Source organism: Candidatus Manganitrophus noduliformans (assembly GCF_012184425.1).
In the GTDB taxonomy this organism is placed as follows: domain Bacteria; phylum Nitrospirota; class Nitrospiria; order SBBL01; family Manganitrophaceae; genus Manganitrophus; species Manganitrophus noduliformans.
The window spans coordinates 742552-763955 of sequence record NZ_VTOW01000003.1 but is presented as its reverse complement, the minus strand read 5'-3'; the positions used below and the strand labels follow the sequence as shown (position 1 = coordinate 763955).

Below are 21404 nucleotides of genomic sequence, written 5' to 3'. Positions count from 1 at the left end.
TTTTGTTTTATCGCCCGCGTCCAAGTGCAAAACACCACGCTCGTGGTGTTGCGCGTTTTCAAATGTGGCAGTATATTTTCCCTGAATGCATCTCGTTAAGGCGTTCGTTTAGTTACCACTGGGATAATGTATGACCGGTATCCCAGCGGAGTCCGTATCAACATCAAGGAAAATGTGATCAATGTCCTTCCGACATCGGGAGCGTGGACGCGGGCGTCGGAGATCAGATCGGATCCCCCGGGGCGACATCTGGCGACCGCTTCTTGCGGATGATCCGACCCGCCGTCTGTGCGCCGGATTGAAATCGTTACAGCCCGGCGGCTTGAGCGGGTGGACAGGAAGCCATCTGAATCAAATGGTGTGTCGAAGTGTACGAAAAGGAGAAGAGGAGATGATGAAACACGCGTCTATTCTTATATCCGGTTTTCTGTTTGCTTTGAGCGTTGTCTTTTATGGTATTTCGCCGGCATTCGCTTCCGACGTGGAAAAGGGGAAGAAGCTCTATGGGGATAAGAAATGCAGCCTTTGCCATGTCATTGCAGGAACGGGTGGCAAGATGGGGCCCGATTTGACCGATGTCGGAAATCAGCGTGATCGTGATTGGTTGAAGAAGTTCCTCAAGAACCCGAAAGAGGCAGTGCCGGGGGCGAAGATGATGGCCGTCAAGGGGAGCGAGGAAGAGATCGCTGCTTTGGTCGACTACATGTTGTCCTTGAAAAAATAGCTCGATGACGATCGAAGGGGCTGCGTCTTTTCTCGGTTTCATTAAAGCGGCTCGATCTTTACACACAAGGAGGTGTCGCGTTGAATGCAAAGGGTCGAATCCTTCTCATGGCAATGGCTGGAGGGTTGATGGGGCTGCTCGTCTGGGCGGCCGTGGGGGTCAGTGGTCCTGTTTCCGCCGCGGCGGAAGATGCCGACTCTCCTCCGGCTTCCTCCGAATTTGTCGGATCGGAAACCTGCCGGCTCTGTCATGAGAAACAGTACGAGCGATTTGCGACGACGACCATGGGCAAACTCTTTCTCAAACATCCCCGGACTGAAAAAGAGGCCCAGGGATGTGAAAGTTGCCATGGCCCCGGAAAGCTTCATGCGGAATCGTCGGGTGACTCTTATGAGCGCCTGATTACTTTTTCAAAAAACGACCCCACCCCGGTCGACCGGCGCAATTCGGTTTGCCTCGGTTGCCACCAAAAGTCGGCTCGACTTCACTGGCAGGGAAGCGTTCATGAAGCACGCGGGCTGGCCTGCACCGTATGCCATCGGGTGATGGACAATCATTCGGAGCGATATCAGCTGGCGAAGCCGACCGAAATAGAGACCTGCGGACAATGTCACATCCAGCGAAAGGCGCAGTTGATGCGATCCACCCATATGCCGCTGCGGGAAGGAAAGATGACCTGCTCGAGCTGCCACAACCCTCATGGAAGCATCTCAGACGCGCTGCTCAAAGCCAACTCGGTGAACGATCTCTGTTATTCCTGCCATGCCGAGAAACGGGGACCGTTTCTCTGGGAGCACCCGCCGGCGATGGAGAATTGTGCCAATTGCCATGAATCCCACGGCTCCAATCACGAGGCGCTGCTCATCACCGCCAAACCGAAGCTCTGCCAGAAGTGCCACCTGGAAACACGGCATCCGACCCAGCCGCATGATCCCCGAACGCGGTTTGTTTTCAACCGCTCCTGCACGAACTGTCACAGCACGATTCACGGGAGCAATCATCCATCGGGCCGAGCCTATCAACGTTAGGAGGGGAAGATGAACGATCGAATTCGATTCTCTTGGGGTGTCTTTCTAATGACGGCGCTTCTTCTCCTTCCGGCCGCGGGCTTTGCCGAAACGGAAGAAGAAAGGGTTCGTCTGAGCGGCGAGGTGGAAGTGGGGGGACGGGTCTTTATCGACCGCCCTTCGGAGGAGGACCGCGGTAAGTTCGAGGAATACGGAGAGGTTCCCGCCGGACCTTTCCTGGAGAACCTTTATCTGCGGGTCGACCGGGCCGATGATCGTTATTTTCTGGAATTAAGGGCGCGGGAGATCGGCGAGGAGGATCAGAATTTTCTTTTGCGAAGCGTCCGTCCCGGACGAAGCCTCTTTGAGTTTGAATGGGATCAGACCCCGCACACCTACAGCAACACGGGCCGCAGCCCCTTTGTGGAGACGACCCCCGGGGTTTTCCAGCTTCCCGATCTCCTCCAAACGAGTCTGGCGGGGGCGGCCGCTGCGGACCGGCCTAATATTCTGCGAAGTTTTCTGGCAACGACTCCGCCGGTCGACCTGACGACCCGCTGGGACACCGCGCGTTTTCTCTGGGTTGGGTCTCCCTATCCCACCTTGACGCTTCAGGCGGAGTATGCCGTGATTCATAAGCAGGGAAACCGGCCGATCTCAACCACCTTTCTCTTCACCAATCAGGTGGAGCTTCCGGAGCCGATTGATCAACGCATCGACGATCTGAAATTGACGGCGGAGCTGACGCGGGAGAGGTGGCAGCTTCAACTAGGTTATGGTTTGTCTCTCTTTCAGAACGATATTGATGCGCTGATCTGGGACAATCCCCTCAGCGCGACCGACGCCGTCGGCGCGCCGAGCCGCGGCCGCTTGGACCTCCCTCCGGACAACGTGGCCCATACGATCCATCTCACCGGCGCGGTCAACCTTCCGCGGCGCAGCCGTCTCTCCGGGACCCTCTCCTACAGCCGGCGGACACAGGACGATCATTTTCTTCCGCATACGATCAACACCGCCGTTTCGGCGCCGGCCCTTGTCCTCCCGGCGGACAGCCTCGACGGCAAGGTCGACATTTGGACCGGTTATCTGAAGTTCACGAGCCGTCCGGTCGAGAGTGTGGGGGTGAAAAGTTATTATCGGTTCTATGGATTCAACAACAAGACCCCGGAGCGGATCTTCCCGGCCCAGGTCCGGACCGATCTCTCGATCCTCAACGAAGAGGTCAGAAGCTCCAGCATCAACTATACAAAAGAGAGCGCCGGGGCTGCAACCGATTGGCAATCGGGCCGGTCGCTCTCGCTCGGCGTCGGTTATGATTGGATGCGTTGGAGCCGGGACGATCGTCATCGGGAGGCGCCGACGACGAACGAGCATACACCCAAGGTGTCGCTCGACTACACCGGAATCGATTGGCTTCTGCTGCGCACCTCCTACGCGCGATCGTGGCGGCGCAACGGCGACTACAATACCTTCGCCCACCTGGCGCACACCCATGTCGATGTCGAAGGGCTCGACACCACGCAAGCCCAGCATCTGCTCCTTCGCAAATATGACGAGGCCGACCGCGACCGCCACCGCGTCGACCTTCTGGCGCAGATCAGCCCGAAGGAGACCCTCTCGTTCACCCCATCGGTCAGCTACCGGAAGGACGACTACAAGAATTCCCCTTTCGGCCTTCAGGAGGATCAGAACTGGGCGGCCGGGCTCGACTTTTCCTGGAGTCCGATCGCGCCTGGGATCACCCTCTACGCCAGTTACATGCGGGAGGTCTTCGACGCGCTACAGCGCTCCCGGTATCGAACCCCTCCGGCCCAACTCGAGAATCCGACGTACGATTGGATCTCTCAGAACAAAGATAAAATCGATACGGTCGGGGTGTCGGTGAATATTGTTTTGATCCCGTCGAAAGCCGATCTCGATCTTTCGTGGAACGCCTCTCGGGCGGTGGGGGCGATGCGCGCTTCCAACCCGGTTCCTCCCGCCGGGGGAACGGAGGCGCAGAACATCTCCGCAACGGCGGAGAACTATCCCGACATCACGGAGCGCCTTCAGCGGCTGGAGGCCGCGCTTCGCTACGCGGTGTCGCCGGCGCTGTTTTGGCGGCTTCAATATATCCTTGAGAAGTTCGACATCACCGATTTTCGGACCGACGTGATGCAGCCCTTCATGGGCGACGTCGAAGCCGGCTCGGGAACCAGCATTTACCTGGGGGCCCAGATCCGCGATTACACCGCCCAGATCGTCAGTTTTGTCGTCGGGTATCGTTTCTGATCTTTCGGAGGGTGAACCCGTCTGGAGTAAGGAGAAGATAAAATGAAGTTGCGAACCGCTTCGCTACCGATAAAAGTCCTGTTCACCTGTTTTCTGCTGAGCATCGGGATCGGATATTTGATGGCGGTCCTCTATCTTTTCCTGATTGAAATTGAGCCCCATTCGAAAGATGGAACCGGTATGGTGCAGGCGGTGATCATCAAGTACTACGGCCAACGGGGGGTTACCCGGCTGGAAGGGACCTTGGAGGGGTCGATGGGGGAGAATCTCGCCCCGGCTCAAAAAAAGGAAGTCGTGGCGTGGATCAGGCAGGGAGCGACCGAAGCCGATTTTGCCCCGGTAAAGCAAATTTTCCTCGATCAGTGCGCCACTTGCCACAGCAAGGAATCGGGGATGCCGCTCCCGCCGCTGACGACTTATGAAGAAGTATCGGCCTTTACCCAGATCGACATGGGACAGTCGATCAAGAGTCTGGTCCGCGTCTCCCATATCCATCTGTTCGGAATCAGCTTTATCTTTATGTTCACCAGCGGGATTTTTGTTCTCAGCGAGGTGAACGCCCGGTGGCGCGCCATTCTGGTGGCGATCCCTTTTCTGGCGATCTGGGTCGATATCGGCTCCTGGTGGTTTACCAAGCTTCAACCGCTTTTCGCCTACACGGTCATCATCGGGGGCCTGTTGATGGGGCTGTCGCTGGCGGCCCAAATCGTTCTGTCGCTTTACGAGATGTGGCTGAAAAAAGACCAACAACAATGAAGGGACGAGGAGGAAAAAGCATGATGAAAACCGGAGTCTTTTTTATATCTTTATTCGGGGTGCTCGCCTTGATGATCACCGCCGGCGCCAATGCGACCGGGCCGGACCATCCTGCCGTTTCTTATACCCTCACTTCGGAGATGAAAGGGGAGAAGCGTCTTTTTGTCGGCGCCGGGGGGAAGATCAAGGGCATGGTGAATCCGGACCTTTTTGTGAATGAGTGGGACGTGGTAGAGATCACGCTTATTAACGGCGATAATTTGAATCACCACATCGCGATTCCCAATTTCCACATCCTGTCTGAAACCGTCTCGGAGAAGGGAAAAAAGACGACGATCACATTCGTTCCATTCAAAAGCGGCGGATTCGCCTACTACTGCCTTTTGGACAATCACCGCGCGTTGGGGATGGAGGGGAAAATCGTGGTGGTGAAAAAGTAGCCGCCGATCGAACCCGCTTGAAAATCATGTTCAATATTCGTAAAGAACGCCTCCCGTCGGGAAAGGAGTGTTTAGATGGGAAGACCGCTCCGCGTTTTAATGGTTGAAGACTCGGAAAACGATGTAAGAGTGATTGTGCGGAGGCTTCAGCTTGGGGGGTTTCTTCCGGTTTTCAAACAGGTTTGCACCGCCGAAGAAATGCGTTCCGCGCTCGACCGAGAACCGTGGGATCTTGTCCTCTCGGGGTTTTTGATGTCGAATTTCAGCGGATTTTCTGCGTTGGCCCTGCTGCAAGAAAAGAAAATTGATATTCCGTTTATTGTTGTATCGGGAAGAATCGGGGAAGAAGCCGCTGTTGAAATTTCAAAAGCGGGAGCACACGATTACGTCAAGAAGGACCGGCTGGCGCGGCTGGTCCCGGCCGTTGAGCGGGAATTGCGGGAAGCGGAAGTTCGCCGAGAACGCGAGAAAGTTCAAGCGGAGCTTCGACAGAGCGCGGAGCAGCTTCGTCTTCAAAGCACCGCGTTGAATTCCGCCGCCAACGCAGTTGTGATCACGAACAGTAAGGGCCGGATTCTCTGGGTGAATCCGGCCTTTTTTCGCAATTCCGGCTATACGTTCGAAGAGGCCGTTGGCCAAACCCTGCGGCTGCTTAAGTCGGGCTTGCAGCCCCCTTCTTTTTACGACCATCTTTGGAAGACGATCCTCTCCGGAGAGGTTTGGCAGGGGGAAATCATCAACCGGAGAAAAGACGGAAGTTTCTATACCGAGGAGATGACGATCACCCCGGTGACGGATGAACGGGAGGGGATCAGCCACTTCATCGCGATCAAACAAGACGTCACCCAGCGCAAAAAGGCGGAAGAAACCGTTCAGCACATGGCCTTCTATGACCCGCTGACCGATCTTCCCAACAGGAATAATCTGATCGACCGCATCCATCGCGCCATTCGAGCCGAAGACGGAGGGGGGCATCCGATCGGTTTAATACTCATCGACCTCGATCGTTTCAAGGAGGTCAATGAAACGCTCGGCCATCTCCGCGGAGACACTCTCTTGAAAGAGTTGGGACTGCGCCTGCAAAGCGTTCTGTTTGAGCCGGATGTCGTTGCGCATTTAGGCGCAGACCTGTTCGCCGTTCTCCTGCCCAAATTAGCCAAGGCGGAGGACATCCAATTTGTGATTGAGAAAATCCAAAAACTTCTCCTCTCTCCTTTCTCGATCGAGGACTTGCCAGTCGCGGTGGAGGCAAGCATTGGCGTCGCATTGTACCCCGAGCATGCAAGGACTTCCGAAGAGCTGCTTCGGCGGGCGGATATCGCAATGCATGCCGCGAAAGAGAGCGGCAGCGGTCACGCACTCTACGACCCAACGTTGGATAAACATCATCCGCAGCGGCTGGCCTTGATGGCGGAGTTGCGGCAAGCCATCGAGCAGAACCACCTTCTTCTACATTACCAACCGAAGATCAGCATCAGAGATAAAAAAACGGTCGGAGCGGAGGCGCTGGTGCGCTGGAACCACCCGCAGCATGGGATGATTCCCCCGGACGAGTTTATCGGGCCTGCGGAGAGGACAGGTTTGATTCATCCGATGACCTATTGGCTGCTGCGGACGGCGATTCAACAGTGCAGGGAGTGGCGTCGGGCTGGGGTTGATGTTGTCGTTTCTGCCAACCTCTCGGCTCGCAACCTGCTCGATCCGAAGCTTCCGGGCACCGTAGTGGAACTGCTAAGAGAAGGCGAGGTCCCGCCGGAATTTATCCAATTCGAGATTACCGAAAGCGCGATCATGACCGATCCTGCCCATGCGCAGAAGATGATGTTCACGCTTCGCGACATCGGAATCCGGTTCTCAATCGACGATTTCGGAATCGGATACTCCTCCTTGAAGTATCTGCAGAAACTTCCCGTCGATCAGATCAAAGTCGACAAATCGTTCGTGATGCATATGATACAGAATACGGGAGACGCCAAAATCGTCCGCTCTACCATTGATCTGGCCCACAACCTCGGCCTCGGCGTGGTCGCAGAGGGGGTCGAGAGCGAAAGCATTTTAAACCGGCTTGACGAGATGAACTGTGACCTTGCCCAAGGCTACTTTTTTACTCAACCGCTGTCGGGCGAGGCGTTGATCCGTTGGTTGAGCGAATCTCCCTGGGGATTGAAGAAAAATTAATTTGGAAAAATAATTTGACCCTCATTTGTCGCTTCGCAAGTGGGGGAGTACCGTTTTCAACACACTCATAAAACAGTTCGACCGGTCCATTACTTTGCGGATACTACGGACCCGATTAAAGTTCTTTGGCACCTCATTCATGTCGTTCCCCCTCCTGCTCCTTGGCCTAAAGGTATGATCCTTAAGACCTTCAAAAAACCATTGTAAACCCGGAAGGAATATGTCGTACTAATACGGGTCGGTAATGCGATCACCTCTAAATTTTTCATATTCGTATACAAAACACCCCTTTTGTGGTGTAGCGCCTTCTCCAATGCCGAAGCATACTTTCTTCTAAGGTCACCCGGCTTTAATCATCGGATGGAAAGATTGCTTTGATGCAATTTGGAAACACATTTTGCAGCAGGCCAAAGTGAATCGGCGTGGACGCTATTTTTCATTGCCGGATAGGAATGAGAAACCTGCTGAGAAACTAAGAGGGGATCAATGAATAAATCGCTTCGAGCGCTGTTGGTTGAAGATTCAATAGAAGATGCAGAACTCCTGTTGCAGGAGCTTCGCCGCGGGGGATATGACGCGGCTTTTGAACGGGTCGAGACGGCTGATGCGATGACTGCTGCGTTGGAGAAGCATCGCTGGGATGTCGTTTTCGGCGATTTCACGATGCCCCGCTTCAACGGAGCGGCTGCATTAAAATTATTACGGGAGAAGGGACTCGATATCCCGTTTATCTTTGTCTCGGGCACCCTCGGCGAAGACGCCGCGATCGCGGCGATGAGGGCCGGTGCGAATGATTACATCATGAAAGGGAATACCAAGCGTCTGCTTCCTGTCGTTGAGAGAGAGCTGAGAGAATGCGCCCTGCGCCGAGAGGGGAGGCAGGTTCAAGAGCGGCTTCGACAAAGTGAAGAGCGCTTCCGTCAATTGGCTGAGAACATCAATGAGGTATTTTTCCTGACCGATGCAGACGGAACATCGATGATCTATATCAGCCCGGCCTATGAAAGTATCTGGGGCCGCTCCTGCCAAAGTCTTTATCTTGATCCGCTCTCCTGGCTGGAGGGGGTCTATCCGGAAGATCGTCCGGGTGTTTTAAGTCTGCTCAGAAAAAATCCGAGTTATTTTCAGGCGGAATACCGGATCGTTCGGCCGGATGGAGCGATCCGCTGGATCTGGGCCCGCACTTTTCCGATTAAGGATCAGAAGGGGACCGTCTACCGACTGGCCGGCATTGCGGAAGATATTACCGAGCGAAAACTGGCGGTGGAGGAATCCCAAAACAGTCAAGAGCGAATCCGGCTTCTGCTCGATTCCACGGCGGAAGCGATTTGCGGCGTGGACCTTCAAGGGCGCTGTACCTTCTCCAATCAAGCATGCCTCCGCCTTTTGGGTTATGCAAGTATCGATGACCTGCTTGGAAAAAACATGCACTTATTGGTTCATCATACCAAACAGGATGGAACACCGTACCCCCTGGAGGAATGTAAAATATATCAATCTCTTTTTACGAGGGAAGGAACACACGTCGCTGAGGATGTGTTCTGGCGGGCCGATGGGAGCGCTTTCCATGTGGAATACTGGTCGCATCCGGTTTATCGAAACGGGGTTTTAGTCGGGGCGGTAGTGACGTTTTTGAATGTCACCGAGCGCAAACGGGCCGAAGAGGAGCTTCGCGAAAGTGAAGCGCGTTTTCGTCAAATGGCCGAGAGCATTACCGAGGTCTTTTGGATGACCAACCCCGATAAGCATGAAATGCTTTATCTCAGCCCCGGCTATGAAAAGATCTGGGGTCGCGCTTGTAAGACCGTCTATGAACATCCGACCACCTGGATGGAGGCGATTCATCCGGAGGATCGGCAGAGGGTGGTAAGCGCGGCGACCACCAATCAGGTATCAGGCCGCTATGATGAGGAGTACCGGATTGTCCGGCCGGATGGATCAATCCGCTGGATTCGAGACCGAGCCTTCCCGGTGAAGAATCCTTCGGGACAAGTTTATCGCATTACCGGCATCGCCGAGGACATCACCGAGCGCAAGCGGGCGGAAGAGGAACTGCGGATGAGTGAGGAGCGCTTCCGGCGGTACTTCCAACTGGGGCTGGTCGGCATGGCGATTACCTCGCCGACCAAGGGCTGTCTGGAGGTCAACGACCGAATTTGCGAGATCCTGGGGTATGAACGAAGCGAGTTGCTGCAAAAAAACTGGGCGGAGCTGACCCATCCGGACGATCTTTCCGCCGATGTCGCCAATTATAATCGTGTTCTGTCGGGGGAGATCGACGGCTATTCGATGGAGAAGCGTTTTATCCGAAAGGACGGTCAGGTCGTTCACGCGACAATCTCGGTGAAATGTGTCCACCGCGCCGACGGCTCCATCGATTACTTCGTGGCGCTGATGCAAGACATCACCGATCGCAAACGGGCGGAACAATTGGTGCAGCGGATGGCTTTTTACGACCATTTGACCGATCTTCCCAATCGTAACGCTCTGACCAACCACTTGGAGAAGATCATTCAAAGCAACGACAACGCCGGCTTGCCGATGGCCTTGATCCTTTTCGATATTGACCACTTCAAAGAAATCAACAACACCTTAGGGCATCGTTATGGAGATCAACTGCTGAAGGAGCTGGGGATTCGTTTGAGGAATGTATTATTCGTGCCGGATATCGTTGCCCGTCTGGCCGGAGATGAATTTGCCGTTCTTCTCCCGAAGCTTGCCAGGAAGGAAGATATCGACATCGTGATCCAAAAAATTCAACGGGCTTTACAGCCCCCCTTTATTGTTGAGGGATTGCCGATTGTGTTGGAGGCGAGCATCGGCATCGCATTGTATCCCGAGCATGGAAATAATCCGGACAGCCTGCTGCAGCGGGCCGATGTGGCGATGCACGCGGCCAAAGAGAGCGGCAGCGGCCCGACTGTCTATGTCCCGGAGCTTGACCAGCACAGCCCACAACGGCTCGCGTTGATGGGGGAGCTCCGTCAGGCGATCGAAAAGAATCAGCTCATTCTTCATTATCAACCGAAGGTCGATCTAAAGCGCAGGGTGGTCTTCGAGGTGGAGGCGCTTGCGCGGTGGAGGCACCCGCAACGGGGAATGGTCCCGCCCGAGCTGTTCATCGGATCTGCGGAGCGGACCGGCCTGATTCACCCGCTGACCTACTGGGTCCTGCAGACGGCGATCCGACAGTGCAGCGCGTGGCAGCGGGCCGGATCCCCGGTTGTGGTTTCGGTCAATCTCTCGGCTCGCAATCTGCTCGACCCGAAACTTCTCGAGACCGTCACTCGGTTACTCTCTGCCAATGATGTTGCGCCGGAATGGATTCAGTTCGAGATCACCGAAAGCGCAATTATGACCGATCCCAGCCGCGCGCAGGAGACGCTCAAGAAACTTCATGGGATCGGAATTCGATTCTCGATCGACGACTTCGGCGTCGGCTACTCTTCCCTCGCTTATCTACAAAAACTTTCGGTAGACCAAATCAAAATAGACAAATCGTTTGTGATGCATATGGTCGAGAACGAAGGGGATATGACGATTGTGCGCTCCACCATCGAACTGGCGCATAACTTGGGTTTAAAGGTAGTGGCGGAGGGGGTCGAAAATCAGGAGATCCTGGCGCGGTTGACGGAGATGGGATGTGATGCCGCACAGGGTTACTTCATCAGCCGACCGCTTCCTGTACAAGAGCTGACCCGATGGCTTTGTGAGTCGTCTTGGGCTTCAACCAAATCAAAACAGGTCGGTTAAAAGATGCAGCGGCGAAGAGAACAAGGTCAGATAGATAAAAAGGGGCGGCTACATCTTGCCACACCTTAACAATTCAAACATTTGAATATTTTATCCATACGGGATGCCAGTGATGTGATAAAACCACCGCTGACGACCAGATTTACAATCTTGGGATCAGGCAAGAGGTGCGCGTAAAAAGTTTCGTCGGAGAATTTCAAAACAATTTTAATAAGATAAATGATGATTATCCGTGAGTTGTTGCTCTTTTAAAGGCGAGGAGTGATCCCAAGATTTCAACTTTAGGCCTCTTCGCTATAGTAGTTGAGAAAATTCTGCTCCAGACAGGATTCTATTTTTATTAAAAATTGACAAATATTTTGAGAAAAGTGGATTTTAATAGACCGGTTTAGTATTTCATGTTTTTATTGAAAGAGTAGTTCGTGGCAGGACGAGCGAAAAAAAGTTATCACAAATTTATCACATTTTTATCACAGTAAAAGAAAAAGGAGTTAGCCAAATTCGCTAACTCCTTGATATTTTTGGTGGAGCTGAGGGGGATCGAACCCCTGACCCCAAGACTGCCAGCCTTGTGCTCTCCCAGCTGAGCTACAGCCCCATATGATCCAAAATTGTGTTGGGATGATATCATCCGGAGTAGGGGATGTCAAGGTTTTGTCTTGACATTAAAAATCATAAAACCTATGATGGGATTGCTTATAAGGCCGCCCGGCCTTTTTTTAATGACTTGAATCAGGACGAATCAATTATGAATTTAGTCGTAATCGGATCTCAGTGGGGAGATGAGGGAAAAGGGAAGATCGTCGATCTTCTTTCGGAGTCGGCGGACTATGTCATCCGTTATCAAGGAGGACACAATGCCGGCCATACCGTCGTCAGCGGAGAAACGGTCATTGTCCTTCATCTGATCCCGACCGGACTGCTTCATGCGGGAAAAATCGGCGTGATCGGAAACGGCGTCGTCGTCGATCCGGGCGCCTTGCTGGAAGAAATCGATGCCCTTTCCTCCCGCGGAATCTCCGTTTCGGGGCGTCTCTTCATCAGCGAAGCGGCCCACCTGATTATGCCCTACCATAAGGCGATCGACAAGGAGAGCGAGAAGGTCAAGGGAACACGCAAGATCGGCACGACCGGAAGAGGGATCGGTCCTGCCTATGCCGACAAAATGGCGCGGATCGGAATCCGTGTCGTCGATCTGCTCGATCCGGGTCTTTTCAGAGAGAAGCTGGCAACCAATCTCGTCGAAATGAACTACTTCCTTGAGCAGCTTTATAAGGTGAAAGGATTTGATCTAGAGAAGGTCTACCAAGAGTATATGGAGTATGCCGACCGGATCAGACCGTATATCGCCGACACGACCCTGTTGATCGATGAAGCGATCGGCCGGGGCCGGCGGCTCCTCTTCGAAGGAGCGCAGGGAACCCACTTGGACGTTGATTTGGGAACTTATCCCTATGTGACCTCCTCCAACGCGACCGCCGGGGGAGCCTGTACGGGGACCGGTGTGGGACCGACCAAGATCAACGAAGTATTGGGGGTGGCGAAGGCCTACACGACGCGGGTCGGGAGCGGACCGTTTCCCTCGGAGCTGAATAATGAGATGGGTGAAATGCTCCGGTCGAAGGGGAAGGAATTCGGCGCGACCACCGGACGCCCGCGCCGGTGCGGTTGGTTTGATGTGGTCCTGCTTCGATACTCCGTCCGGGTGAACGGATTGACTTCGCTTGCCATCACCAAGCTCGATGTGTTGGACGGATTTCCGGAAATCCAGGTCTGCGTCGGCTACGAGTTCGAAGGAAAAGTCTACCGGGAGATGCCGACGGCTTTAAAGACCCTGGAAAAATGCACGCCGATTTATGAACATTTTTCCGGCTGGAGCGAGCCGACCACCGGAATCACGTCGTACGATCGGCTGCCGAAGAATGCCAAAACATATCTCGAAGCAATTTCGGAAAAGGTCGGCTGCCGGGTCGATCTCATTTCGACCAGCTCCAAGCGGGGAGAGACGATCGTCCTGCGGAATCCCTTTCAATAAATCGGGACCGTTTTTTTCAAATCAGATAAAAACGTTTCACCCCGCCTGAAATGAATTGCGTCTCTTCTGCGAAAGATTTCCCGGCGGTCGTATTTTTCTCCCCTCAGCAATCCCGTTTCAAAGGGTGATCTCCTTTTTTCCCGTCTGTAAGCCCCTTAAATCATTTCTCAGTGTCGATTGAAAGAGATTTTTACTTTGGAACGATCTTTGCTTTATAGTTTCCGCAAGATGATCAGACCAAGGATGAAAAGATGATTCAACCGGCATTCAGCACCCATTCTTTTCGGAACTATTCCATTTTGGAAGCGGTGGATCAAATCGCCGCGGCAGGCTATTCCGGCATCGAGATCATGTGCGATCGCCCTCATGCCTATCCAACCGAGCTCTCCCGGAGCACGCTTCGAAAGCTTCAGTCGATGTTGGCCCGCTCCGGGTTGAAGGTCGCGAATTTGAATACAAAGATTATTTCATCGATGGGAGAATGGGGCTATCCCTCTTGGATCGAGCGCGAAATGGCGGCGCGGGAAGTCCGAATCCTCCACACGATCGAATGTATCAAGCTGGCCGAAGCGCTGGAAGCGGAGAGCATCTCGATCCCGGCGGGGGGACCGTTGAACGTCAAGACGCGTGAAGAGGATCTCGACCTTTTCATGGAGGGTTTGAAGCGCATTCTCCCCCATGCAGAGGATGCAGGGGTAAAGATCCTCATCGATGCGGAGCCGAATTTCCTCTTCTCCACCTCTCGGGAAATATGCGAGTGGATCGAACGGATGAATTCTTCCTTGCTGCGAATTTATTTTGATATCGATCATTTCTCTTGCATCGGAGAAGATCCCCTCCAGGCGTTCCGCAACATCGGGCCCTACCTGGGCCACATCCATCTTGAGCATATCGGGCCGATCGATTTTCCCGCCGAACCCTCTTCGGGGAAAACATGGCCTTCTCTTTCGAAAATGCTCCTCGCGTCGGAAGAGATCGGATATCAAGGATATCTGTCGCTGGCGCTTTATTCATCCGACAAAAAACCGTCCGAACTCGCCGCGCTGGCCTTGGCGCAGTTGAGAGCGGAAACTCGTTTGACGCCTCCCAATCATCCGGTGAGTCCAGCCCCTACGACCGAGCGGTCGAATGGGATGGCTGTTGGGGCGGCCCTCATTCACCTCCCCCCTACCTCGTCGCAATAACGAATTTGGGCTGCCCCAACCTTTTTAGAGAGAGGGTCGATTCGGAACTTTAGAATCGGCCCTCTCAGCGGGCGTTCATTTCTTTTCTTTAAAAACCGTCTCATAAAGAACGTGGGCGATCTTCCGGTATCCTTCCGGGGTAAGGTGGAGACCGTCTTGGGAATATTCCGCCAGGAGGCGTCCGACGGAATCGGCCGTCGGCGTGAAGAGATCGGCAAAGGGGATTTTTCTCTCTTTCGCCGTTTCTTGAATTCGACGGTTCAGCGCAAGGCGGGGAGGGATAAATTCATCCGCGCCGAGGAGAGACGGGACGGCGCAGGCAATCGGGATGATGCCGGCCTCCTGAGCCGATTGATACATCCGGGCCAGGTTGGCGACGATCTGATCGATCGATATTCCCCATCCGAGATCATTGGTGCCGCCGAGAATGATGACACGGTCCGGGGCGTTCCTGATCACCTGTCGATCGAAACGCCGGAGCATATCGTCGGTGGTTTCCCCGCTGACGCCGGCGACGTAAATCTCCGTTTTTGGATCGAGCATCGGCTGGAGGAACTCGGCGTACGGGGTCGCTTCAAACGGGGAGAGGTATCCGACGGTAAGGCTGTCTCCGAAGGCGATGATCTTCATCGGGCGAAACACGTTGCTTATCTTTTCAGTTTTTTCCGAATCAGCTCCGCCCCTTTTCGCCCCGAAAGGAGCATCGCGCCGAAAGCGGGCCCCATGCGGGGGGTGCCGTAGACGGCGGCGACGGAGAGGCCGACGACAAAAAGATGGGGGTAGACTTCCCCCGTTTTTTCCATGACCATTTCTTCGGAGCGATCGACCCACATCGCCCCGTTGCCGGGGATATTCGCGTAGAGATTCCGCCGGGCGAGGAGCTGCAGGGTCACGGCATCGTGTCCGGTGGCATCGACGACGATCTTCGACTCGAGCGCGATCGGATCGACATGGGCCGCGTCGTGCCCCATCGCTTCGAGCGGATACCAATTCACGACGAGTCCTTCCAATCGATTTTTATCCCCCCGCAAGACCAGGTCGACCACCTTCGTCATGTTCATCACCTTGACGCCGGCATCATACGCGGACGCGATCAGCTTGGCGGTGGCATGGGGCGGATCGACGATGTACATTTCTTTTGAGATCTTTTTGACCGGCACGCCGATCTTTTCCAAAATTTCTTGAGCCGGATGGGCGATCGTCGCCTTATTCATCAAATAACCGCCGTTCCAGAAGCCGCCGCCGAGATGGTTCAGCTGTTCGACAATCACCACCTTATATCCGGAGGAGGCGAGATCGCGCCCGCAGAGAAGTCCCGACGGTCCGGCCCCGACGATGAGGACATCCGACTCGATCATCTGATCGAATTCTTTGTAATATTCCCGCGCGATGTTTCGTGTGATGTCGGCTTCTCGCAACGGTTGAATCTCTCTTTCTTTCATAGCGACTTCCCTCTGTTATTCCCGTTATTCGTTAAACGTTAATCTGAAAGAAAGGAGCCGTTCTTGGTTCACGGTTAACGAATCACGAATCACGGTTATCGTTATTTATAGATCTCCAGACCGTTCTTCTTGAATTCTTCCGCCTTCTCGATCATCCCGACCTCCAGAGCGGCCTGCTCATCCAACGCTTTCTTCTTGGCGTAGTCACGGACATCTTCGGTGATCCGCATCGAGCAGAAGTGGGGGCCGCACATCGAGCAGAAGTGAGCGACTTTCGCCCCCTCGGCCGGCAGCGTCTCGTCATGGAAAGACTTGGCGGTTTCCGGATCGAGCGAGAGGTTGAATTGGTCTTCCCATCGGAATTCGAATCGGGCCTTGGAGAGGGCGTTGTCGCGGGCCTGCGCCCCCGGATGTCCCTTGGCCAGATCGGCCGCATGGGCGGCGATCTTATAGGTGATGACGCCGGTCTTCACATCTTCTTTCGTCGGCAAGCCGAGATGCTCTTTCGGCGTGACATAACAGAGCATGGCGCAGCCGAACCAGCCGATCATCGCGGCCCCGATTCCGGAAGTGATGTGGTCGTAGCCGGGGGCGATGTCGGTCGTCAGCGGGCCGAGGGTGTAGAAAGGGGCCTCATGACACTCCTTCAATTGCTTTTCCATGTTCACCTGGACCATATGCATCGGAACATGTCCGGGGCCTTCGATCATCGTCTGAACGTCATGTTCCCAGGCGATCTTCGTCAGCTCACCGAGGGTTTCCAGCTCGGCGAATTGGGCGGCATCATTGGCGTCGGCGATGGCGCCGGGGCGAAGCCCGTCTCCGAGGCTGAATGAGACGTCGTATGCTTTCATGATTTCGCAGATCTCTTCGAAGTGGGTGTAGAGGAAATTTTCTTGATGATGCGCCAGGCACCATTTCGCCAAAATCGATCCGCCGCGGGAAACAATTCCGGCGACCCGCTTCTCCGTCAACGGGACATACCGGAGGAGAACCCCGGCGTGAATCGTGAAGTAATCGACCCCCTGCTCCGCCTGCTCGATCAAGGTATCGCGGTAAATTTCCCAGCTTAGTTCTTCGATCTTGCCGTTGACCTTCTCCAGCGCCTGATAAATCGGAACCGTTCCGATCGGAACCGGCGCGTTGCGGAGGATCCATTCCCGGGTCTCGTGAATGTTCTTCCCGGTCGAGAGGTCCATGACGGTGTCGGAGCCCCAGCGGGTCGCCCAGATCATCTTCTCGACCTCTTCTTCGATCGAGGAGGCGACGGCCGAGTTGCCGATGTTGGCGTTGATCTTCACCAGGAAGTTCCGCCCGATGATCATCGGCTCCAGCTCGGGATGGTTGATGTTGCAGGGGATGATCGCCCGTCCGCGCGCGACTTCATCGCGAACAAATTCGGGGGTGATCACGGCCGGGATGCCGGCGCCCCAGGCGTTGCCGGGATGTTGTATTGCGATTTTAGGATTCGCGCGGGCCGCTTCCAACGTCTGATTTTCCCGGATGGCGATATATTCCATCTCCGGGGTAATGATCCCTTTTCGCGCGTAGTGCATTTGCGACACGTTTTTCCCGGGCTTGGCGCGGAGCGGCTTCCGAATATGTTGAAAGCGAATGGCATCAAGCGAGGGATCAGAGGCCCGGCGGCGTCCATATTCGGATGAGACGGCGGGGAGTTCTTCGACATCCCCTCGATCCCAAATCCAGTGCATCCGAAGGGGTGCCAGTCCTTTCCGAATGTCGATCGTCGCATTCGGGTCGGTGTAAGGACCGGACGGATCATAGACAACGAGCGGCGGGTTCTCTTCGACCGCTTCTCCCTTCATATTGTGCGTCGGTTTTTGGAGAATCTCACGCATCGCCACACGCACCCCGGGTTGGGTCCCCTGCACGTGGATCTTTTTGGAAGAGGGATAGGGTTTCGTTGTCAGGGCGTTGGAATCGATACCTTTATCGGTTAGGGTCGCATTGACTTCACTGGCGTTCGATGGCGAGTTTTCCATGGTCGTTGTATCCTTTCTCTAAGGTAAGAAGGTTATCATCTGCCCGAAACAAAAAAAGCCGCCACCCAAATGGGTGCGGCCCCGCCATGATATCGATTGAATTCCCTTCGCTGGCATTACCCAGATCAGGTTCAAAGGGTTGTCCCGACGTTGTCGAGACTCTCAGCCGTGGCGGCACCCCTGGATTTGTTTCGGATTATGGCATAGGCCGCTCGGTGGAGTCAATTTTATTTTATCCAGGGTGATCCGTTAATCCCTGTAGATCAATCCGGATGGCTGGGTAATCATTTACATACCGCTTGGCGTGAATTGGCGAAAAAATAAGACTGTTCACCCTCTCATTTTTTTATACACCCCTAAAATCAACCAGTTAGAAAGCAACCGTTCATTCCGGCGACAGGCATGCTTTATGCTCATTACCTCCGGCAACGGGGAGGTAAGAACCATGGCCAGCCAATGTAAACCAATGAATACAAAATCGAGATCGCTGACAAGAGGGAAGATCCTGGTGATTGATGATCATGAGTCGACACTCGATTTTATCGGTGAAGCATTGACCTGTATGGGATATACCCCCCTCTTGGCGGAGGGAGGGGACGAAGGCTTGGCCCTCTGCCGCGAGAAAGATATCCGGGCTGTTTTGGTCGATTACATCATGCCCCACATGTCGGGTCTGGAAGTGGCGGAAAGAATCAAGGCTTCTTCCCATCAGCTCCCCGTCATTTTAACGAGCGCTTCCTATATCGATGCAACCAGCGACATCGAGGCGAAAAGGGTCGACTATTTCTTGAATAAACCTTTTCGATTGTCCGAGCTTGAATCGGTCATTGAGGCGGCCCTTTCCCGGAATGAGGCGCGGATTTAACCATCCGTTCCCTCAATTGCTTGAAGTCTTTCCGAATCTCCTCCCCCAAAACCGGAACCCTAAATACGGCCGCAGGATGATACGTTGGAAAGAGTTGGTATTTCCTGCCGTTGTGGTCGACCGGATAAAGCTTTCCATGAATTTTTGTGAGGGATTCCTTTAAGAAGAGACCGGTTGCGACGGCTCCCAACGTACAGATCCATTCGGGCTGAACCAGCTCGAGTTGGCGGTCAAGAAAAGGGCGGCAGGCCAGCAGTTCATCGGTTTTCGGTTTTCGATTTTGCGGGGGCCGGCATTTGACGGCATTGGTGATAAAAATTTTCTCCCGGTCGAGTCCGGCTTCGGCCAGCGCTTTGTCGAGAAACATCCCTGCCCTTCCGACAAAGGGCCGCCCGATTTTATCTTCTTCCGCGCCGGGGGCTTCTCCGATCATGAAGAGGCGCGCATCGATCGGGCCTTCTCCCGGAACCGCACTCGTCCGGTAAGGGCAAAGGGGACAGTGCTCGGTCGTTCGAATCTCCCGGTTGAGTTGCTCCAGCGCTTTTCGACGCTCTTTGATATCCATATGATCCATCGTAAGAAAATGAAGCCGACCGAGTCAATGTTGCCGTCTCGCGGAAGCCGAAAAGGGGAATTTATATTGACAGTAGAACCTTATTCGGAAATAATATCAATGCAGTTTATGATTCATACTATTTATGATTCATACAAATGGACTTATTGATTGGGAAGAAGGAAATAGATGGACGCAAAGGAGCTTCAAGCACGAATCGCCGAACTCATCGAACTTGTCTCCGGTCCTTCGGAAAATGAAGATTTGGTCCGGGAGATCATTATCACCGCCCTCACCCTCTCAAAAAACCATGCCACCCGGGGGGATCTTAAAATCATCCATGCCGCCTTAAAGGAGATGCGGTATGCCTTCAAGCTGTATGCCCCTTATAAGGACCGGCGAAAGATCAGTGTTTTCGGTTCGGCCCGGACCCGCGCGACCGAGCCGATCTATGCGTACGCCGAGGAGTTTGCGCGTAAAATTGCGGCGGCCGGATTCATGGTGATCACCGGGGCAGGCGAGGGGATCATGCGGGCGGTCCAGGGAGGGGCGGGCCGGGGCAACAGCTTTGGGATGAACATCCTCCTGCCTTTTGAGCAGGCTGCCAATGAATTCATCGAAAACGACCCCAAGCTGATGACCTTCAAATATTTCTTCACGCGGAAGCTCTTCTTTATCAAAGAAGCAAGCGCCATCGCCCTTTTTCCGGGAGGGTTCGGGACGCATGACGAGGGATTCGAAGCGCTCACCCTTTTGCAAACCGGAAAGACCAACCCGCTGCCGGTGGTCTTCGTCGATTCCCCCGGCGGAACCTATTGGAAGGCATGGCGCGCCTACGTAGAAGACGAGCTTCTCTCCCGGGGGCTCATTTCGGAGGAGGATCTCAATCTATTTAAAGTGACCGATAATGTCGATCATGCCGTGGAAGAGGTGGTGAAGTTTTACAAAAACTATCATTCCCTCCGGTTCGTTCGCGACCAACTGGTGATTCGGCTCAACCATCCGGTCGATCTGAAAATGCTCGATCATCTCAACGCCTCTTTCTCCGATATTCTCGTCGGCGGAAAATTCGAAGAGACCAAAGCGCTGGCCGATGAGGCGAACGAACCGAAGTTCCTTCCGCTTCCCCGTATCGTGTTTCATTTCAATCGAAGAGATTTCGGCCGCCTGCGCCAGATGATCAACATCATTAATCAATATTGATTCAAGCACGACAATCCATTATCTTCAAGAGGAGTTCCGAATGAAATCGGTTCGTGTGTTCGCCCCCGCCTCCGTCGGAAATATCGGGCCGGGATTTGATGTGCTGGGAATGGCCCTCGCCGGAATGGGGGATACGGTGGCGGCGGTCCGCCGGCCCGAGCCGGGCGTCTCCATCACCGAGATCACCGGAGATCGGGGCCGGCTGTCATACAAGGCCGAGGAAAACACCGCGGGGATCTCCGCTCAAGCGGTTCTGGATCACCTCGTCTGCAGGGAGGGGGTCAGTCTGACCCTCCATAAGGGGGTTCCCGGAACCGGCCTTGGAAGCAGCGCGGCCAGCGCCGTTGCGGCGGCCTATGCGGTCAACCTTCTCTTCGGAGAGAAATTATCGAAGGCGGATCTGGTTCCCCTGGCGGCGGTGGCGGAATCTCAGGTGAGCCGCGGTTTTTTCCTCGATAATATCGGCCCCTCGATGATGGGAGGGGTGACCTGGAATAACCCCTTCACGAAGGAGGTGGTTTCGCTGGGACGGATTGAAAAAGCGATCATCGTCGTCGCCATCCCCGATTTTCCGCTTCTGACGAAGGAATCCCGGCGCGTTCTTCCGGGAATGATTCCGATGGAGCACTTCATCTCGAACATGGCCTACGCCTCGATGATTGCATGGGCGGTCGCCAAGAAAGACGCCGCGCGTTTCGGCCGGTCGATTCAGGATCGCGTCGCCGAGGCGGCCCGGGCGCCCCTTATCAAAGGGTTCGAAGATGTGAAGAAGGGGGCCCTTTCGGCGGGAGCGCTCGGCTGTTCGATTTCCGGCGCCGGGGCCTCGATCTTTGCGGTCACCGACGATCCGAAGCGGGCCGAAAAGATCGGAAGGGCAATGGAAAAAGCGTTTCAAGGGCACCAGGTAGTTTCAGAAATTCGGATCACCCGGATGGACCGTCTGGGTGCACGGATGATCAAGTAAATTATTTTTACTACTCAGAATAGGAG

General features: G+C 54.4%; 16 protein-coding genes, 1 tRNA gene and 1 riboswitch. Of the genes, 12 read left to right on the top strand and 5 right to left on the bottom strand.

Annotation, left to right across the window (positions count from 1 at the left end; translation table 11 throughout):
• Positions 1-391: 391 nt before the first annotated feature.
• The 7 genes from MNODULE_RS18170 to MNODULE_RS18140 all read left to right on the top strand — a co-directional run bounded on the left by MNODULE_RS18170 (position 392) and on the right by MNODULE_RS18140 (position 11129).
• The gene (locus MNODULE_RS18170) at positions 392-724 is read left to right on the top strand and encodes a c-type cytochrome (protein ID WP_168062507.1); all 333 of its coding nucleotides are present in this window, start codon (positions 392-394) and stop codon (positions 722-724) included.
• Between the two features lie 80 nt (positions 725-804).
• The gene (locus MNODULE_RS18165) at positions 805-1752 is read left to right on the top strand and encodes a DmsE family decaheme c-type cytochrome (RefSeq protein WP_202882256.1); all 948 of its coding nucleotides are present in this window, start codon (positions 805-807) and stop codon (positions 1750-1752) included.
• Positions 1753-1761: 9 nt separating this feature from the next.
• On the top strand, positions 1762-4002 hold the full coding sequence (locus tag MNODULE_RS18160) for an MtrB/PioB family decaheme-associated outer membrane protein (protein ID WP_168062504.1): 2241 nt from the start codon (positions 1762-1764) through the stop codon (positions 4000-4002).
• Positions 4003-4044: 42 nt separating this feature from the next.
• A complete protein-coding gene (locus MNODULE_RS18155) occupies positions 4045-4758 on the top strand; it encodes a hypothetical protein (protein WP_168062502.1) in 714 nt (237 codons plus the stop codon).
• Positions 4759-4778: 20 nt separating this feature from the next.
• Positions 4779-5198, top strand: coding sequence for a cupredoxin domain-containing protein (locus MNODULE_RS18150; RefSeq protein WP_168062500.1), 420 nt, complete (start codon positions 4779-4781; stop codon positions 5196-5198).
• A gap of 75 nt (positions 5199-5273) precedes the next feature.
• Positions 5274-7376 (top strand): EAL domain-containing protein, encoded by a 2103-nt coding sequence (locus tag MNODULE_RS18145; RefSeq protein ID WP_168062498.1) that lies wholly within the window; start codon positions 5274-5276, stop codon positions 7374-7376.
• A 486-nt stretch (positions 7377-7862) separates the two neighbouring features.
• Positions 7863-11129 (top strand): PAS domain S-box protein, encoded by a 3267-nt coding sequence (locus MNODULE_RS18140; protein WP_168062496.1) that lies wholly within the window; start codon positions 7863-7865, stop codon positions 11127-11129.
• A gap of 522 nt (positions 11130-11651) precedes the next feature.
• Here MNODULE_RS18140 and MNODULE_RS18135 read toward each other — a convergent pair.
• Positions 11652-11727: transfer RNA gene (locus MNODULE_RS18135), tRNA-Ala, on the bottom strand.
• Positions 11728-11874: 147 nt separating this feature from the next.
• Here MNODULE_RS18135 and MNODULE_RS18130 point away from each other — a divergent pair.
• Both MNODULE_RS18130 and MNODULE_RS18125 read left to right on the top strand, forming a co-directional pair.
• Positions 11875-13164, top strand: coding sequence for an adenylosuccinate synthase (locus MNODULE_RS18130; RefSeq protein ID WP_168062613.1), 1290 nt, complete (start codon positions 11875-11877; stop codon positions 13162-13164).
• Between the two features lie 251 nt (positions 13165-13415).
• Positions 13416-14348, top strand: coding sequence for a sugar phosphate isomerase/epimerase family protein (locus tag MNODULE_RS18125; protein WP_168062494.1), 933 nt, complete (start codon positions 13416-13418; stop codon positions 14346-14348).
• Positions 14349-14423: 75 nt separating this feature from the next.
• Here MNODULE_RS18125 and MNODULE_RS18120 read toward each other — a convergent pair whose 3' ends face one another.
• From MNODULE_RS18120 to thiC, 3 genes are all read right to left on the bottom strand, one after another.
• The gene (locus tag MNODULE_RS18120) at positions 14424-14990 is read right to left on the bottom strand and encodes a GDSL-type esterase/lipase family protein (RefSeq protein WP_168062492.1); all 567 of its coding nucleotides are present in this window, start codon (positions 14988-14990) and stop codon (positions 14424-14426) included.
• Between the two features lie 5 nt (positions 14991-14995).
• Positions 14996-15790, bottom strand: a complete 795-nt coding sequence (locus MNODULE_RS18115; protein ID WP_168062490.1) for a sulfide-dependent adenosine diphosphate thiazole synthase — start codon at positions 15788-15790, stop codon at positions 14996-14998.
• A gap of 101 nt (positions 15791-15891) precedes the next feature.
• Positions 15892-17793 (bottom strand): phosphomethylpyrimidine synthase ThiC, encoded by a 1902-nt coding sequence (gene thiC / locus MNODULE_RS18110; protein WP_168062488.1) that lies wholly within the window; start codon positions 17791-17793, stop codon positions 15892-15894.
• Between the two features lie 87 nt (positions 17794-17880).
• Positions 17881-17985: riboswitch (TPP riboswitch) on the bottom strand.
• Between the two features lie 316 nt (positions 17986-18301).
• Here thiC and MNODULE_RS18105 point away from each other — a divergent pair.
• Positions 18302-18658 (top strand): response regulator, encoded by a 357-nt coding sequence (locus MNODULE_RS18105; protein WP_168062486.1) that lies wholly within the window; start codon positions 18302-18304, stop codon positions 18656-18658.
• Here MNODULE_RS18105 and MNODULE_RS18100 read toward each other — a convergent pair.
• Entirely contained in the window at positions 18618-19223 is a 606-nt protein-coding gene (locus MNODULE_RS18100) for a uracil-DNA glycosylase (RefSeq protein WP_168062484.1), read from the bottom strand. The genes MNODULE_RS18105 and MNODULE_RS18100 overlap by 41 nt on opposite strands.
• Before the next feature lie 177 nt (positions 19224-19400).
• On the opposite strand from MNODULE_RS18100, the gene MNODULE_RS18095 reads away from it, so the two are divergent.
• The gene (locus MNODULE_RS18095) at positions 19401-20414 is read left to right on the top strand and encodes an LOG family protein (RefSeq protein WP_168062482.1); all 1014 of its coding nucleotides are present in this window, start codon (positions 19401-19403) and stop codon (positions 20412-20414) included.
• A gap of 40 nt (positions 20415-20454) precedes the next feature.
• Positions 20455-21378, top strand: a complete 924-nt coding sequence (locus tag MNODULE_RS18090; RefSeq protein ID WP_168062480.1) for a homoserine kinase — start codon at positions 20455-20457, stop codon at positions 21376-21378.
• The last annotated feature ends 26 nt before the right edge of the window (positions 21379-21404 follow it).